This window comes from Flavobacterium hydatis, from assembly GCF_000737695.1.
Classification (GTDB): Bacteria; Bacteroidota; Bacteroidia; order Flavobacteriales; family Flavobacteriaceae; genus Flavobacterium; species Flavobacterium hydatis.
On the sequence record NZ_JPRM01000013.1, the window covers coordinates 92,908 to 109,191 of the forward strand.

Consider the following 16,284-nt stretch of genomic DNA (forward strand, 5'->3'; position numbering starts at 1 on the left):
AAATCCATGTCAAAAGAAGATAATTTAAATCAAAACTGGAAAAAAGATTTCCCAATAAAAAAGCAAGAATCTACTCAGGTAAGTCGACGTGATTTTGCTAAATTCCTAACTTTTGTTTCTGGCGGATTAATGGTCGGAAGCGGATTTGTTGCCGCCAAAGCTTATCTGTTACCAAAAGATGGAGTACAAGGAGAACATTTTATTTGCAATAAAGATGAAGTTCCTGTAGGAGGAACAAGAGGATTTGTAATAGAAGGAAGTACAGTACCCTATATTTTGATACATCTGGAAAATGGAGATTTCAAGGCATACGAACAAAAATGTACTCACTTGTCTTGTTCCGTATTTTACAAACCAGGTACAGGAATAATTCATTGTCCTTGTCATGAAGGCTCATTTGATGCTGCCACTGGAGATGTAATTTCTGGACCTCCACCAAGAGCATTGCCTAAATTAGAAGTGTTTTTTAAAGACAAAGGTGTTTTTGTAAAAGAATTTGTAGAACAGAAAGAAAGCTAGAACAATCCTAAAACAATAGTAGTTATGAGTACTTTTAGAAGAAGTCAGAATCGAGCCAACCCAAATAAGTTGAACAATATACTTTCGACATTAATTTTTATTTTAATCTTAAATGTTAGTATCCAAATTTGGTTGTTATATGCTTCCCTAAACAACGCATTGGATAATAACACCGAAATATTATTGCCTGCATTTATAGCTTCTGCTGTATTGTTTTTAATTGGTTTTTCATGGTTGTATTATTTACCACAAGGAAACTTTAAAAAGAAATAGTTTTAAACTCACCATATTAATTGCTCACAACGCAGACCTTTGTCAAAGTATAGAACTTAGACAAAGGTTGTGTTGATTTTGAATACAGTATGTAACGAATTAAGCTTAAATTTATACTCCTTAAGTTTTTTTGAATTTAGTAATGATTTTTACTAGATAAAAACATTTGTAATAAGTATTTTTACTTATATAAAATATCCACCATGATTCAAGTAGATAAAGCCTTATCAATTATTGCAGACAATAGCATTAAGATGCCAGTACGTAAAATAAAAGTGAGTAAATCACTTGGTTATATACTTGCCGAAACAGTTTATGCACCTATTGCAATGCCTCCATTTCGTCAATCGGCAATGGATGGTTATGCCTTTACACATTCAGAAAACAAACAATATAATGTAGTTGGTATTTCGCAAGCAGGAGATAATGATAAGCATAAAATCAAAGCAAATCAGGCAATACGAATTTTTACAGGAGCATTTGTTCCCGATTCTGTTGATACCGTAGTAGTGCAAGAGCATGTTACTGTTAATGGAGATTCGATTACGATAGATAAAATACCAGCGCCTAATACAAATGTAAGAGCAAGAGGCGAACAGGTTAATGAAGGCGATATCATGCTCGAAAAAGATACGCTATTAACTCCGGCAGGAATTGGCTTTTTAGCTTGTTTAGGAATTACAGAAGTTAACGTATATAGCAAACCAAAAGTAGCTATTCTAGTTACTGGAAATGAATTAGTACAACCTGGGAAGAAATTAAAATTAGGTAAGATTTTCGAGAGTAATTCAGTTATGTTGCAAGCTGCTCTTGAAACTGCAGGAATTAAAAAAGTAAAAGTTTTTAGAGTAAAAGATAATTTAAAAGCGACTAAAAAAGTATTGAAAAAGCTTTTAGAGAAATACGATATGATTCTTGTTTCAGGAGGAATTTCGGTTGGGGATTATGATTTTGTTAAAGAAGCTTTATTAAAAAATGGAGTAGACGAATTATTTTATAAAATAAATCAAAAGCCAGGAAAACCATTGTTCTTTGGAAATAAAGAAGAAAAATTAGTTTTTGCATTACCCGGAAATCCAGCGTCGTCGCTTACCAGTTTTTATGTGTATGTTTTACCAGCATTAAAAAAGATGATGGGATTTGAAGAAATACATTTAAAAAGAATTGTTAGAAAACTAAGTACAGCAGTAATCAATACTACAGGGAAAACATTATTTTTAAAAGCACTATACAATGAAACCCATGTAAGTGTATTAGATAGTCAGAGTTCGGCAATGTTGAACACTTTTGCAACAGCAAATTCCTTACTTTTTGTACCTTACGACAGTACAGAAATTAAAAAAGATGAAGATGTAATTTTATTACCATTAGATTAAGTATAATTATGAACATATTAACGACCGAAAATTTAATCATTTTTAGCATTGCACTTGTAGTAATTGCTTTTTTATACTCAAGTGTAGGGCATGGCGGAGCTTCAGGATATTTGGCACTAATGGCAATTTTTGCATTCCCGATTGGTATAATGAAACCTTCGGCATTATTACTTAATTTGTTTGTGTCCAGTATATCTTTCTTCTTTTATTATAAGATGAATTATTTTAAACCCAAGCTCTTTTATCCTTTTGCAATAGCATCAATTCCAGCAGCTTTTATAGGAGGATTTGTAACATTAGATAGTACGGTTTACAAAGTAATATTAGGATTGGTTTTAGTATTTGCGGCATTTAGATTATTTGGTTTTTTTAATTTTAAAGAAAAAGAAGCTGTTGTAATAAAACTTCCTTTTGCATTAGCATTAGGTTTCGGAATAGGATTATTGTCTGGAATGTTAGGAATCGGAGGTGGAATTATATTAAGTCCGATTTTATTATTTTTAGGATGGGCATCAGTTAAAGAGTCTGCAGCGGTTTCAAGTCTATTTATTTTCGTAAATTCACTAGCCGGAATAACAGGTTATTTTTTAGGAGGAAAAACCATTCCGATAGATAGTTTTTATTTAGTACCAATTGCGGTTTTCGGAGGAATCTTAGGCGGTTATTACGGAAGTGGATATTTCTCTAATAAAACATTAAAATATGTTTTAGGAGTAGTTATTCTGCTGGCAAGCGTAAAATTGATATTTCCATAGATTAACAAAAAATATTTAACACATAGAAACATAGATTTAAATTTGAAAGAAGATTAAACAGATAATACATTATTTTCACATAGCTATGTGTACTCATGCAAAGTGAAACTTCTTTTAGAGTTTCAGAAACTATGTGGCTATGCGTTAAAAAGAAAAAGATTTAATTTATAAATAGTTTGATATGAAAGATCTGGCAGTTTTTATTCTATGTGGAGGAAAAAGTTCCCGGATGCAATCTGAGAAAGGATTAGTATTGTTTAAAGGCAAACCTTTTATAGAACATATCATTCAGGCTATTTTGCCTATTACAAACAACATATACTTAGTTACAAATGGAAATGATTATGACTATTTGGAATATAAGAAAATAGGTGATATCGAAATTGACAAAGGACCTTTAGGCGGAATTTATACCGCTTTGTACTATTCAGAAAGTGAATTTAGTATGATTTTGAGTTGCGACATTCCTTTGATATCTACCGAATTATTGGCTGAGTTAATCGAGAAACATGATGAAGAAGCAGCGATTACTGTCTTATCATCAGAGAGCAGAATGCATCCTTTGATTGGGATTTATGCTAAGAAGAATCTTTCGGTTATAAAAGAAGCAATTGACCAAGGAGATTTGAAATTAATGAATCTGATTGCCAAAGTGCCACATCAAATTATAACTTTCGACGAAAGTCAAAGTCTTAATTTTACCAATATAAATTCGCCGGACGAATTAAATGATCTTAATGCCAATCTAAATACAATGTTATGAGAATATCATTAAGACCTAAATTAACCGTAGTAGGAGCAGGGCCAGGAGATGTAGAGTTAATTACGATTAAGGCGATAAAAGCATTAGAGAATGCAGATGTAGTTTTGTACGATGCTTTGGTAAACGAAGAATTATTAAAATATGCTACAAATGCAGAAATTGTTTTTGTAGGGAAACGTTTAGGATGTCATGCATATAGCCAAGATCAGATAAATGAATTAATTGTATCGATGGCAAATCGTTACGGTCATGTTGTTCGGTTAAAAGGAGGAGATTCTTTTGTATTTGGGCGAGGTATTGAAGAAATAGAATATGCCCAAAAGTTTAATCTGGAAACAGATGTTGTTCCCGGAATTTCATCGGCATTAGGAGTTCCTGCAACAAACGGGATTAGTTTGACACAACGAGAAATAGCCGAAAGTTTTTGGGTTATTACAGGAACGACCGCTGATCATAAATTATCAAAAGATATAAATTTAGCATCGCAATCGGCAGCAACGGTTGTTATACTAATGGGAATGCATAAACTAGAGGAGATAATTGCATTGTATCAAAAAAACAGAACGGATGATTTACCTGTCTCGATTATTCAAAACGGAACAAAAGACAATCAGAAGAAAGTTACAGGAACGATTAGTACAATCGTTAAACTAGTTAAGGATAAAGAAATAGCTTCGCCAGCAATAATTGTTATTGGAGAAGTAGTAAGAAATATATTAGAACTAAGCTCCTACTTTGAAGAATACTTAGAAGATGAGTTTATTTATCAGAATTTAAATTTAAAGCCATGATAGAGGTTAAATATTTTGGTGCTGTAGCTGAAAAAACAAATTGCCCAACAGAGAAAGTTCCTTTGGGGGATTTATCATTGAAACAATTATTAAACGATTTAGATAAAAAATATCAGTTAAATACACTTTCGTTTAGTATAGCAATCAATCAGAAGATAGTACCAAAAACAACTGATTATGAATTAAAAAGCAATGATATAATTGCTTTATTACCACCATTTGCAGGTGGATAAATACATTTAATATGTCAGCATTACGATATAATCGACAAATTATACTTCCAGAAGTTGGAGAAATTGGTCAGCAAAAAATGCTTAAAGCAAAAGTATTGGTAATTGGCGCAGGAGGTTTAGCATCGGCGATATTACCTTATTTGGCAGCTGCAGGTGTAGGTGAAATAGGAATTGTAGACGATGATGTAATCGAGTTGAGTAATTTGCATCGTCAGGTTATTTATAAAAATGATGCAGTCGGAAAAAGCAAAGTGCTAGAGGCAAAACGCATGGCTAATGAATTAAATCCAACAGCTAAAATAAATGCAATAACCGAAAGATTATCAGGTAATAATGCACTTGATTTATTTATAGATTATGATATAGTAGTTGATGCAACGGATAATCTATCAACAAAATATCTTATAAATGATGCTTGTTGTGTTGTAAATAAACCATTAGTTTACGGTTCTATTTATAGGTTTGAAGGGCAAGTTTCGGTCTTTAATTATAAAAACGGACCTACATATCGTTGCTTGTATCCAGATGAAAACAGCCAATCTTTAAATTGTAATGATGCAGGAGTAATTGGAATTTCGGTAGGGATTATCGGAATGTTACAAGCAAATGAGGTTATAAAAATGATTTTAGGAATAGGCGATGTGTTGAGAGGTAAAATACTGGTTTATAATTTATTGGACAACGAACAGCAAAAATATGACTTTGAAAAAAAGGAAAGTTTAGTTATTAATAAATCTGCTTTTGAAGCAAAATATAAAGTAATTGAAAATCAAGGGGAAGAAATAGCAGCCGAAACCATTTTGGATAAAATAGATGCAAATGAAGTTATTTTTTTAGATGTTAGGAATTTAGGAGAACTTCCAGAAATTAATTTCAAGAATAAAATTCAAATCCCGTTATTGAGTTTAGAAGATGAAATAGGAAAACTGAATAAAAGTCAAACTATTTATGTTTTCTGTCAATCAGGAATAAGAAGTAAAATGGCAACGGAATTACTTAAAAAGCATCAGTTTAAAAATGTAAAAAGTATAATTGGAGGAGCTTTAATTTTGAATCAGTTATTAGCAGAAGGTTCAAAGGCTTTTTAAAAGGGACAAAGGTTCAAAGGTTTTAAAAAAAGGTGCTAAGGTTCTGAGATTCTAAGTTTCTAAGAATATTAGCTTTTGCGGTTCTTAGCTTTGTGAACTTTGCGTAAATCTTTGTGAACTTTGCGGTTAGTTTTTTAGCCACAGATTTAAAAGATTAAAAGAATTTAAAAAAAGGCGCTAAGGTTCTAAGTTTCTAAGAATTTAAGCTTTGCGAACTTTGCGTAAATCTTTGTAAACTTTGCGGTTAATTTCTTAGCCACAGTTTAAAATAGAATTAGTGATAATTAGAGAAATTCGTGGTTGAAAAACTTTTAGCCATGACATAAAAATAAAAATAATGAGTAAAAATGTATTTGTAGAAGGACCAATTTCTTCTGAATTTATAGCCGAATCTATTGCGAAGCATCAATCGAAACATACTATTGGTGCACATAATATTTTTTTAGGACAAGTTCGTGCCGATGTTATTCATGACAATACCGTAGTGGCTATTGATTATTCGGCTTATACCGATATGGCAAATGAAGCTTTGCATACAATTAGAGAAAAAGCATTTGCCAAATATGATTTAACATGCATGCATATTTATCATAGTCTGGGCGTAGTAAAAGCGGGTGAGATTTGTTTATTTGTTTTTGTTTCGGCTACAAGACGCAAACAAGTTTATGAAGCTACAGAAGCTATTGTAAATTGGATAAAAACCGATGTGCCCATTTTTGGCAAAGAATTATTTGAAAACGATACTTTCATCTGGAAGCAAAATACCTAGAAAATGGTTGATATTACCCATAAAATAAATACGTTACGTTCAGCAACCGCAACCGCAATTGTAAAAGTAAGCCAACAAGCTACTATTGATGCAGTTGTAAATAATTTAGTGCCAAAAGGAAATGTAATGGAAATGGCAAAAACAGCAGGATTATTTGCTGTAAAAAACACCCATTTATCCATTCCGGATTGTCATCCGATTCCAATCGAATTTACATCTGTAGAATATAAAATTGAGGGGTTAACTATCGAAATTATATTTAGAGTTAAAACGGTTTACAAAACAGGAGTAGAGGTTGAGGCAATGCATGGAGCATCAATTGTGGCGCTTACAATGTATGATATGCTTAAACCAATTGATAAAGAGATTGAGATATCTACAATAAAATTAATTAATAAAGAAGGTGGGAAATCGTCATTTAAGAATCGTTTTCCAACAACAATAAAAGCAGCAGTTTTTGTATGTTCTGATTCTATTTTTGCAGGCGATAAAGAAGATCGTTCGGGTAAAATTATTGTTGAAAAACTAGAATCTTATGGAGTAGAAACGGCACATTATGAGATTATTCCTGATGAGGTCGATATTATTCAGGAAAGAACTAAAGCTTACGCAAAAGAGAATCAGTTAGTGATTTTTACAGGAGGAACAGGTTTGTCACCACGTGATGTAACTCCCGAAGCACTAGCACCGTTATTAGAAAGTCGTATTCCGGGTATCGAAGAAGCAGTTCGTAATTACGGGCAACAGCGTATGCCGTACGCTATGTTGTCACGTACAGTTGCAGGAACTCTAGGGAAGACTTTAGTATTGGCTTTGCCGGGATCAACAAATGGAGCAAGAGAATCTATGGATGCTATTTTTCCGCATGTTTTACATGTATTTCATATTTTAAAAGGCAATAATCATGATGCCAAATAACACAGTTTTAACAGATGGTTTTGGGCGTAAGCACAACTACTTGCGTATTTCACTTATTGAGAAATGCAATTTGCGTTGTACATATTGCATGCCTGCTGACGGAATTACATTAACTCCAAAAAATGAGTTAATGACTGCCGATGAGGTTTTTGCTATCGCACAAACATTTGTACAAAACGGTGTTGATAAAATCCGATTAACAGGAGGAGAACCACTTTTAAGAAAAGACTTCCCTGAAATTATTTCAAAATTAGCAAGTCTCAATATAAAACTTTCTCTTACCACAAATGGTATTTTGATAGACCGACATTTAGACGTTTTAAAGCAATTTAATGTTCGAGATATTAATTTGAGTCTGGATACATTAATTGCTTCAAAATTCAATTCGATAACGCTTCGTGATCAGTTTGAGAAAGTAATTGACAACTTGCATTTACTTTTAAATAATGATTTTAATGTAAAAGTAAATGTCGTTCTGATAAAAGGATTTAATGATGATGAGGTTATCGATTTTATTAAACTAACAGAGTTTTTACCCTTATCCATTCGGTTTATAGAGTTTATGCCTTTTGCAGGAAATGCATGGGATAAAAGCAAAATGGTTTCTCAAAAACAAATTTTAGAAACTCTTGCAAATCATTATAGCCCATCTCAAATTGAAAAGTTAGAAGATGAAAAAAACTTCACAGCCAGAACTTTTAAGATAAAAGATTATCAAGGTAGTTTTGGAATTATTAGTTCAGTAACAAATCCGTTTTGTGATAGTTGCAATAGAATCCGCCTTACAGCAAATGGTAAAATAAAAAACTGTTTGTTCTCTAATACCGAAACGGATTTATTGACTCCTTTTAGAAATGGAGAAGGAATTACCGATTTGATTTCTGAAGCAATTGATAGTAAGAAAAAAGTAAGAGCAGGAATGACTACAATAAAAGAATTAAACAACCCAAATTTAAACCAAGACAATCGCAGTATGATTACTATTGGCGGGTAGTTTTTTTTTGTTCAGAGGCTCAAAGGTTCAGAGGTTCAAAGAAGCAAAGGTTTCTGTAGAGGCGCACCGCATTGCGTCTACGTAATATTGGTCTATTCATAATATAATTATATGTCAGGCGGAGTCGAAGCCTGATTAGTATCATCTATAAAATGATTCAATTTAGTTTACGCAAAACACCTTTGTCAAAGTTCAAAACTTTGACAAAGGTTACGATGGGGACTACTTAGTCTGCATCCAGAATAAGCAAAGTTAAAACCTCTCCAAACAAAAAAAGGTTCAACTTTTTAAAGTCAAACCTTTTCTTAAAATTATTTTTTCTTTTTCGATTTTGATTTCGATTTTTTCGCCTTCTTTTTGGCTATTTTTTTTGCTTTAGCTTTTTCCTTTGCTTTCTTAGCTTTTTCTTTCTTTTTGGTTTTAGCTTTAAGTTTAGCTTTTTTAGCTTTCTCTTTCTTCTTGTCCTTTTTAGCTTTTTCTTTTTTCTTAGCTAATTTCTTTTTTTCTTTCTCTTTGTCCTTATCCTTGTCTTTCATCTTTTTCTTCTTTTTATCTTTAGATTTTTCTTTAATGATTTCTCCTATTGCATCAACTAAATTGCCTGTATTAGGCGCTGTGACTTTTTTATCTTTTGCTGCTACAGTTGGTTTATCGACTATTGTTTTTTCTACTGCTTTTACAACAGGAGTAGCCACTTTTTTGGCGGGAGTAGCTTGAGGTGATTTTATTGGTATAGGAGTTGTCTCTGTAGTTTGTGTAGCAGATTTTGCTGGTACAGCTTTTTTTACAGGAGGTTTTGGTGCAACTTTTACTGGTGCAGTCGTTGCTTTGGCTGCAGGTTTAGCTGTCGTTGTTTTTCTAACGGGAGCTTTTCTAACTGGTGTTTTTACTACTGGAGGTGTTGTAGGTTTTTTGTCTTCTACAATTGGTTGAACGTCATCTGTTTTGGGTAAATCAGTATTTTGAGTAATACCTTCGGTCGCTTTTTTTTCCATATGATATTGGCTTTATAATTGAAAACTTTTGAAGTTAGTAATGATGAAAGATTAAGAATGTGTCTAAATTGTTAACTTTCAGTTAAGTAAATATAATCAATATAAATGTATTGCAATGTTAAGTTTTTCATCAATCATACGTCTTTTGATTTTTTTTATACATTATATGCAAAAAAAATCCCCTTTGCTTTGTGGCAAAAGGGAAGTTTTAAAATTGAATTTAAAGATGAATGCTTTTTATTTTTTGTAAGTAAATATTCTTGGATTTACAGAAATCATTAACCAAGCCCAGTTATTGGTATGTCCTGCATATCCAGGAGCTTTTAAAACTTCTAAAGTTTTAGTACCAAACATTTGAGAATAACCTCCTGTAAGTGTGATCTCTTTTTTGAAATTGAATCCAGCTGTAAAGTCAACCTCAGTTCCTAAATAAGAGTCCATTTTTTTGTTATCTACAACTACATCAGCAGCAGATAAGAATACGTGTGGCATTAATGCAAATTGCCATTTTTTTACATTGTAGTTGAATTTCAAAGAAGCATCTTGTAAACCAACGCTGTTTTGATGACCACCTCCAACATAAAAATAATCCATATAACCATTGAATGCATGATTGGTACCAAAAATAGGGTTGAATGATTTGATAACTGTACTTCCGTCATTTGTATCTTTTCCTGATAGATATTCGTAACCAATACCAGCTTTAAATGAATCTGTTACGCTGTATGCAACGTTTAGAGCTCCATCCCAAGCGCTAACATGTTTGTCTGCACTTTTTCCGGTTTGACCGTAGAAACTTAAGTTACCATCAAATTTTTTGTCTTTGTAAGTCAGGTAAGTCCCAAAAGTTTGTTTGTAATCAATTAGTAATTTTTTGTCGACATCATTATTCATATACTCATAACCAGTATTCAAAACTAATAGACTAATTCCTAATTTGTCTACATTAGTATGATACCATGCATATTGCATTGCTTTATAGTTGCCTACTGTGTATGGAGTTTGAAAAGTGTTTTCGGCGTCAGAGTTATAGGCTAATCCCATATCAAGTTGATGATTTTTTGGGTGAAACGAAACCATTAAGGCGTCGTGACTTTGTCCTTGTTGCAACCAGTCAATTTCTCCCATAATACGTTGATTGTCGTATGAAAGTACTTGGCGACCAGCTCTTGCGCTCCATTTTTCACTTATATCATATTGTGCCCATGCTTCAAAAACGGCTACACCATTTACATCTTTCGTTGTAGTTGTTCCCACATCTCCCCATGTTCTAATATTCTGAAAAGTTAATTTTACTTTTAGTTGGTCCTGTGCAAAGTTTAAATTTAACCTAGAGCGTTGAGAAACAAAGGATGTTGCTTCCTGACCATATGGGATAAGCGTTTTATATCCGTTCCTATATTCATAGCGGGGTCTAAGCTGTAAATTTGCGTCAAATTCCTGTGCTTGCATATCAACGCCTATGCTTACTAATATTAATAAAGCGATAATTTTTATTTTTTTCATAACAGTGTTATTTATATATGATGTAAATTTAAAGGACAAAAAGGTCTTTTTCTGTGATAAAAATCATGTAATCAAAATTTATTGCAAATTATTGTTATGTATTGTTTTAACATGCTACACTTTAGCTAATATTTTAATTATTACTAGATGCGTTTTTATTAAGTAGGTTGCTAAAAGAATAAATCGAAGAACTGGGGTAAAAGTTACCAATAAAGATATAGTATTTATTTGTAACTGTAAGATTTTTAATGTTTTATAGGAAAAAGTAAAATGGGTGAGAAGTAAGCTGTTGCGAAAAAAGCAATAAGTATGGATAAGATAAAGAGACTTAATCCTGATAGATACTTATATTGGATGTAGGTAAAAAACTAATTTATGTATTTTGTAGTAAGTATAAATACTTGTTTCCAGTAGTTGTAGGAATCGTGTTGTTTTAGTTTAAATCAAAGAATATTCGGTAGCTTTATTAGATAGCTCCATTAGATTTTTTACTTTGAGTTTTTTCATTAAATTAAAACGATGAACTTCGGCAGTTCTTTTACTAATATTCAGAGTTTCGGCGATTTCTTTGTTTCCCTTTCCAGTTAATAATAGTTTAAGAATTTCTCTTTCTCTTCTGGTAATCATCGTTTCTTCACCAGAAGATTGTCTCAAATCAACATTGAAATTGTTGTTAAGAAGTTGCTTGATTAATATTGCCGATATATCACCGCTAAAGTATTTACCTCCCATAGCGACAGTATGTAGCGCTTTTAAAAATTCTTCTTTACTAGAACCTTTTAATAAATAACCATCTGCACCTGCTTTAATAGATTTTAAAACATACTCTTCAGATTCGTGCATAGTTAGTATGATTATTTTAACAGACTGATTCTGTTCTCTAAGTCTTTCTACTACTTCTATGCCAGTTAAGTGTGGCATTCTAATATCTACTATAAGTAAATCGGGTTGTTTGTTTATAACAATTTCCAGAGCTTCTAAGCCATCTGCTGCTTCTCCAACTACCTCAATGTTAGATTCGTTCTTTAATAATGATTTAATACCATCTCTTACAAATACATGGTCATCTGCCAGAACAACGCGAATAATATCTGCCATTTTACTTAATTTAGAAATTAGAATTTACGTATATTCTTCTAGATTATTATGCTAATATACGTAATTCTTAATTTTCTTGATATGGTATTAATTTAAAAGTAAAATTGTGTGGTAGGAAAACAATAAATTACAAACCTAAAGAAGCTTTTATTAATTCTAGATTTTCTGTACTATAGTTTATTTTTAAAGCTTCTTGATGTCCTTTATCAGACATTTTATCCCATGTTTTTTTTATGATGTTTTTTAATTTTTCTTCATCGTGTTTATGTACAAAAGGGTCAAGGTAATATTCTAAAAACACTAAACAAATTACATCTTCTAGTAATTGTGTTTCGGCATCTTTTTTAAGTAATTTTTTCTCGATTAAGAAAGATACACGAGCTATGAATTCTGAATCATAACCAGCTTTTTCTAAAATTACAGCAGTTGTTTTGGCGTGGAATTTCTTTAAATCTTCTCTCCATTTTAAATATCCCACTCGATCCATTGGGTAAGATTGACGAGCAACTTTCCATCTGCAAATATGTTGGGCTTTAGATGCAATTTGTATTTCTTCTGAAGCTTCTGGATAAAAATCCATGAGTTTAGCGTACATTCTGTTAGAGTATAATAACTCTTTAGGGTACGTAGTATTTTTATCGGTTTCGTGATTTGGATCCTGAGCATTTTCAGCATCAATCCATTCGCTTGCTTTTTGAAAAGGTGTTGTCATTTATAAAGAGATATATACAATCAAAGATACATAATTTAGGATATATAAATAATCTAAAGTCAATAGGAATCGTACTGGCGGGAGTACAAATGAGTTAGGATTTAATTACTGCCGATTGTTGCACTTATTTTTTTATCGTAAATTAGCCGTAAACTTATTTTATTTATTAAAGAAATTAAAAATTTGATTATCAGGTTTTTAATTTTAAAATTACACACATGAAAAAACTATTTTTATTAGTCTCGGTCGCAATTTTGTCTTTTAGCTGTAAAACGACAGTAAAACCTTTAACACAACCAAAGGAAGATAATCCCGCATCTATGAATACAAATAACGCTGACGAATATGATGGTTCTACATTTTTTAAAGCTACTGGAAATGAACCTTTTTGGAGTTTGAAAATAGGAAAAGAAACAATCAGATTTACATCGCTGATTCCAGGATTAGAAGAAGTTAATTCTCCTTATGTTGAACCTATTAAAGCTATGGATGCAAATGTTAAGTTGTATCGTTTTAATACTAAAACGGGAAGTATGAGTATTACGATTCAGCAAATGGATTGTACGGATACAATGTCTGGAGATAAATCGCCTTATAATGTTAAAATCGAGATCACGAATAATAATGACGCAAGTGTAAAAAACATTGAAGGTTGCGGAAGATATATTACCGATTATCGTTTACATGATATCTGGGTTTTGGAACAATTAAATGGAAGAAAAGTTACTGTAGCTGATTTTCAAAAGGAATTGCCAAGAATCGAGATTTATAGTGCTGAGAACAGATTTTCAGGCTTTGCAGGATGTAATCAAGTTAACGGAAGTATCTTTTATGAGAAAGATTTATTACGTTTTACAAATGTAGCTTCAACGTTAATGGCTTGCATTGGTAACAATAAAGAAGATGAGTTTTTGCAAGCACTCCAAAGTACTACAACTTATACTGTAGCCAATAATAGATTATCATTGTCAAATCCGTCTGGGTTGCTTTTGGTCTTAAGAAAAGTTGACTAAGTAATCTTCATATAGGTACATCTTCTGAATTTTATTCGGAAGAATTTTAAAATCTCCGATAGTAATTTGGCGTAAAGTCGAATTAGTATCGGAGATTTTTTCTTTAATAACGTTTCATGTTTAAAAAGCGGTTCTCTTTTATAAAAACGAACTTGTTGATATTGGCAAAAGCCTTTATTATCTGATTGTTGTGCTATTTTATTTAATGAGTTCAGTTTTATAAGTCTGAACATTTAGGGCTTAGCTTGGTTATATTTTTGCACCATAATCATCATTAAAAGACTATAACCATGAAGCATTTTATAATACTTCCAGCTCTTTTCATCTATTTGCTTTCCAATTTTGTTTCCGAGAATTCTATTGATAGTGATGCGTCATCTTTAATGTATTCAATTACAAAAGGGGATAAGGTTATTGGTAATATACTTGTAGAACGTTCTACAAAAAATGATATCACGGAGTATGTTTTTGAATCTAACGCTAAGGTAAGCTTGCTTTATAATATAGAAGTTTATGACAAGATGAATGTTGTTTTTAAAAACAATAATATGATCCAGGCTAAATTATATCGCACAATGAATGGTAAAATAAAAGTAAACAATGTGGCTAGTTGGAATGGTGATTCATACAGCTTATCTAATATAGATGGCAAGAACGGTTCTATAAAACATCCTATCCTGATTACAACTGCAAGTCTATATTTTTTTGAACCTAGTGATATTACTTCTGTTTTCTCAGAGAAATTTCAAAAGATGATTCCGATAAAACGTATAGGATATAGAAGGTATATGTTGGATTTGCCTAACGGAAATAAAGTTACCTATTCTTACAATAATGGCATTTGTAATTTAGTAGAGGCAGATACGGATTGGGCTTCATTGAGATTTGTTTTGAAAACGAATAATCTAATAAAGAAGTAATGGTTATCCTGATTCTTATTAAGCTTGTTTTATTGTGGTCTAAAAAGAAGACGACTTAGGGGATTGATTTTCGTTTCTTAGAAAGATGTATTTTAGCGTAAATAACCACAATATTGTCCTCCTGAGCGGAGTCGAAGGATTTCACGGGCAGTTAATCGGGCTTCGACTCCGCTCAGCCTGACATGTGTGTAAATGTTAGGGCTACGGTTTGTCATCCTGAGCGGAGTCGAAGGATATTATATTTTACCTCTGAACCTTTGTTCCTTTGCACCTCTGAATCTTAATCTACTCTAATTCTTCTGTTTGATCCTCAATAAAATCTAACTCTAAAGCTCTTACGGTTTGAACGGCATTTCCGGCAATACCACGAATAGATCCGTACATTCCTAACGTATTATTTACTACTTTTTCTATTTGTTTCTCGCGTTGTTTCCAGATACGTTGCATGGCTCTTTTTTCAGAATCTAAGTCACTTTGCATTTGCGTAAATCCTTCTACAATTCCTTCTATTTGTAAACGGAATTCGTTGCTGGTTAAGAAATCGTATAACATCGCCATTTTATCGCCTTTGTTTTCCTGTGCTTGTACGGCTTGACTCACTTGTATTAAGGACTGACGTAAAACGGCGCTTAATCCTTTAAATTCATCATAGGTACAAATCCAGATTCCGTCGCGCATTCCCATACGATCCATGCCGGTAGGCATTACCTCGGTAACAAGAACTCCAATATTGGCTTTTTTATCTCTAATGTCATTTTTAAATTTTTCAATCCAAGCGGGTTGAAAAGCTTTGGTGCGTTTACTTTCGTAATATATAGAACCACAATTTTGTAATTCGCGAGTGTTTACTATTTGTAAACAATCGGCTCCGTTAGCTCCTTTTTTTACTTCGTCGATACTGTCCAGAGGAAAATTAGAAGCTAGCCATTCTTCAATTGCTAATTCCATTACCTCACCTTGCAATTGCATAGAACCTTGTTCTTGCTTGCGTTTCATTTCTTCGATAAGCTTCTTTTGGTCGTCGGATTGTTTTTGGTATTCTTTTATCTTTAACTCGTTTTTTTCTTCTTCTTGTTTACGAATTTTATCACGTTCCAGAACTAAAGTAGCATTGAGTTGCTTTTGAGATTCGGCTTCGATTGCTTCTTTTATTTCCAGTTTTTCACGCTGAAGTTTAGCAATTTCGCCCTCCATTTTATTTAGTTCGCGTAATTTTTCAGATTTCTCCGAAAGTTCTTTTTCCATCGAAAGTAAACGGTCTTTGTTTTCTTCGTCAAGTTTTGTCTTTAGTTTTTCGGTGATTTCTTTTTCAGCAATCTTTTTTTCACGGTCTAAACGTTCTGTAAAAAGTTCGTTTTCTTGTTTCTTTTTGGCTTCAAATTCAGCTTTGGCTTTTTCGAATTGCTCGTTTTTTAGCTCCAGTTCTTTTGACTGTGCTGTAGCTTTTTGCTGAAATTCTTTACGGATGCTATCTTCTAATTGATGTTTTAAGATATCATTTACATCGATTGTTGTTCCGCAATTTGGACACTGAATTGAAGATTGCTCAGCCATTTTGATT

At 32.4% G+C, this 16,284-nt stretch carries 18 protein-coding genes; 13 read left to right on the plus strand and 5 right to left on the minus strand.

Features of this window, described 5'->3' with window-relative positions:
- Window positions 1-6 precede the first annotated feature (6 nt).
- The 11 genes from IW20_RS09625 to moaA all read left to right on the plus strand — a co-directional run bounded on the left by IW20_RS09625 (window position 7) and on the right by moaA (window position 8,479).
- The gene (locus tag IW20_RS09625; protein ID WP_035621339.1) at window positions 7-519 is read left to right on the plus strand and encodes a Rieske (2Fe-2S) protein; all 513 of its coding nucleotides are present in this window, start codon (window positions 7-9) and stop codon (window positions 517-519) included.
- Between the two features lie 24 nt (window positions 520-543).
- Entirely contained in the window at window positions 544-792 is a 249-nt protein-coding gene (locus IW20_RS09630) for a DUF6755 family protein (protein WP_035621341.1), read from the plus strand.
- Window positions 793-995: 203 nt separating this feature from the next.
- A complete protein-coding gene (locus tag IW20_RS09635) occupies window positions 996-2,168 on the plus strand; it encodes a molybdopterin molybdotransferase MoeA (protein WP_035621342.1) in 1,173 nt (390 codons plus the stop codon).
- Window positions 2,169-2,176: 8 nt separating this feature from the next.
- Complete coding sequence (locus IW20_RS09640) at window positions 2,177-2,923, plus strand: sulfite exporter TauE/SafE family protein (RefSeq protein WP_035621343.1); 747 nt, start codon at window positions 2,177-2,179, stop codon at window positions 2,921-2,923.
- A gap of 181 nt (window positions 2,924-3,104) precedes the next feature.
- On the plus strand, window positions 3,105-3,686 hold the full coding sequence (locus tag IW20_RS09645; RefSeq protein ID WP_035621344.1) for a molybdenum cofactor guanylyltransferase: 582 nt from the start codon (window positions 3,105-3,107) through the stop codon (window positions 3,684-3,686).
- On the plus strand, window positions 3,683-4,477 hold the full coding sequence (cobA, locus tag IW20_RS09650) for a uroporphyrinogen-III C-methyltransferase (protein ID WP_035621345.1): 795 nt from the start codon (window positions 3,683-3,685) through the stop codon (window positions 4,475-4,477). Before IW20_RS09645 ends, cobA begins: the two co-directional genes overlap by 4 nt.
- Complete coding sequence (locus IW20_RS09655) at window positions 4,474-4,710, plus strand: MoaD/ThiS family protein (protein ID WP_035621346.1); 237 nt, start codon at window positions 4,474-4,476, stop codon at window positions 4,708-4,710. Before cobA ends, IW20_RS09655 begins: the two co-directional genes overlap by 4 nt.
- An 11-nt stretch (window positions 4,711-4,721) precedes the next feature.
- Window positions 4,722-5,798: a HesA/MoeB/ThiF family protein gene (moeB, locus tag IW20_RS09660; protein ID WP_035621347.1), complete on the plus strand. Its 1,077-nt coding sequence runs from the start codon at window positions 4,722-4,724 to the stop codon at window positions 5,796-5,798.
- 337 nt (window positions 5,799-6,135) lie between these two features.
- Window positions 6,136-6,567, plus strand: coding sequence for a molybdenum cofactor biosynthesis protein MoaE (locus tag IW20_RS09665; RefSeq protein ID WP_035621349.1), 432 nt, complete (start codon window positions 6,136-6,138; stop codon window positions 6,565-6,567).
- Between the two features lie 3 nt (window positions 6,568-6,570).
- Window positions 6,571-7,485: a bifunctional molybdenum cofactor biosynthesis protein MoaC/MoaB gene (moaCB, locus tag IW20_RS09670; protein WP_035621350.1), complete on the plus strand. Its 915-nt coding sequence runs from the start codon at window positions 6,571-6,573 to the stop codon at window positions 7,483-7,485.
- The gene (gene moaA, locus IW20_RS09675; RefSeq protein ID WP_035621351.1) at window positions 7,472-8,479 is read left to right on the plus strand and encodes a GTP 3',8-cyclase MoaA; all 1,008 of its coding nucleotides are present in this window, start codon (window positions 7,472-7,474) and stop codon (window positions 8,477-8,479) included. The genes moaCB and moaA overlap by 14 nt, the downstream gene beginning before the upstream one ends.
- 311 nt (window positions 8,480-8,790) lie before the next feature.
- Here moaA and IW20_RS09680 read toward each other — a convergent pair whose 3' ends face one another.
- From IW20_RS09680 to IW20_RS09695, 4 genes are all read right to left on the minus strand, one after another.
- Entirely contained in the window at window positions 8,791-9,474 is a 684-nt protein-coding gene (locus tag IW20_RS09680) for a hypothetical protein (RefSeq protein ID WP_035621352.1), read from the minus strand.
- 237 nt (window positions 9,475-9,711) lie between these two features.
- A complete protein-coding gene (locus IW20_RS09685) occupies window positions 9,712-10,980 on the minus strand; it encodes an alginate export family protein (protein WP_035621354.1) in 1,269 nt (422 codons plus the stop codon).
- Window positions 10,981-11,418: 438 nt separating this feature from the next.
- The gene (locus IW20_RS09690) at window positions 11,419-12,078 is read right to left on the minus strand and encodes a response regulator (protein WP_035621355.1); all 660 of its coding nucleotides are present in this window, start codon (window positions 12,076-12,078) and stop codon (window positions 11,419-11,421) included.
- A 127-nt stretch (window positions 12,079-12,205) separates the two neighbouring features.
- Window positions 12,206-12,790: a DUF4202 domain-containing protein gene (locus IW20_RS09695; protein ID WP_035621357.1), complete on the minus strand. Its 585-nt coding sequence runs from the start codon at window positions 12,788-12,790 to the stop codon at window positions 12,206-12,208.
- Between the two features lie 218 nt (window positions 12,791-13,008).
- Here IW20_RS09695 and IW20_RS09700 point away from each other — a divergent pair, with 218 nt between their 5' ends.
- On the plus strand, window positions 13,009-13,803 hold the full coding sequence (locus IW20_RS09700; RefSeq protein WP_035621358.1) for an META domain-containing protein: 795 nt from the start codon (window positions 13,009-13,011) through the stop codon (window positions 13,801-13,803).
- Window positions 13,804-14,093: 290 nt separating this feature from the next.
- Window positions 14,094-14,723, plus strand: coding sequence for a DUF6134 family protein (locus IW20_RS25310; protein ID WP_051885675.1), 630 nt, complete (start codon window positions 14,094-14,096; stop codon window positions 14,721-14,723).
- A gap of 285 nt (window positions 14,724-15,008) precedes the next feature.
- Here the strand turns inward: IW20_RS25310 and IW20_RS09710 are convergent, their stop codons facing one another.
- A complete protein-coding gene (locus IW20_RS09710; protein WP_035621360.1) occupies window positions 15,009-16,277 on the minus strand; it encodes a DUF2130 domain-containing protein in 1,269 nt (422 codons plus the stop codon).
- Window positions 16,278-16,284 lie beyond the last annotated feature (7 nt).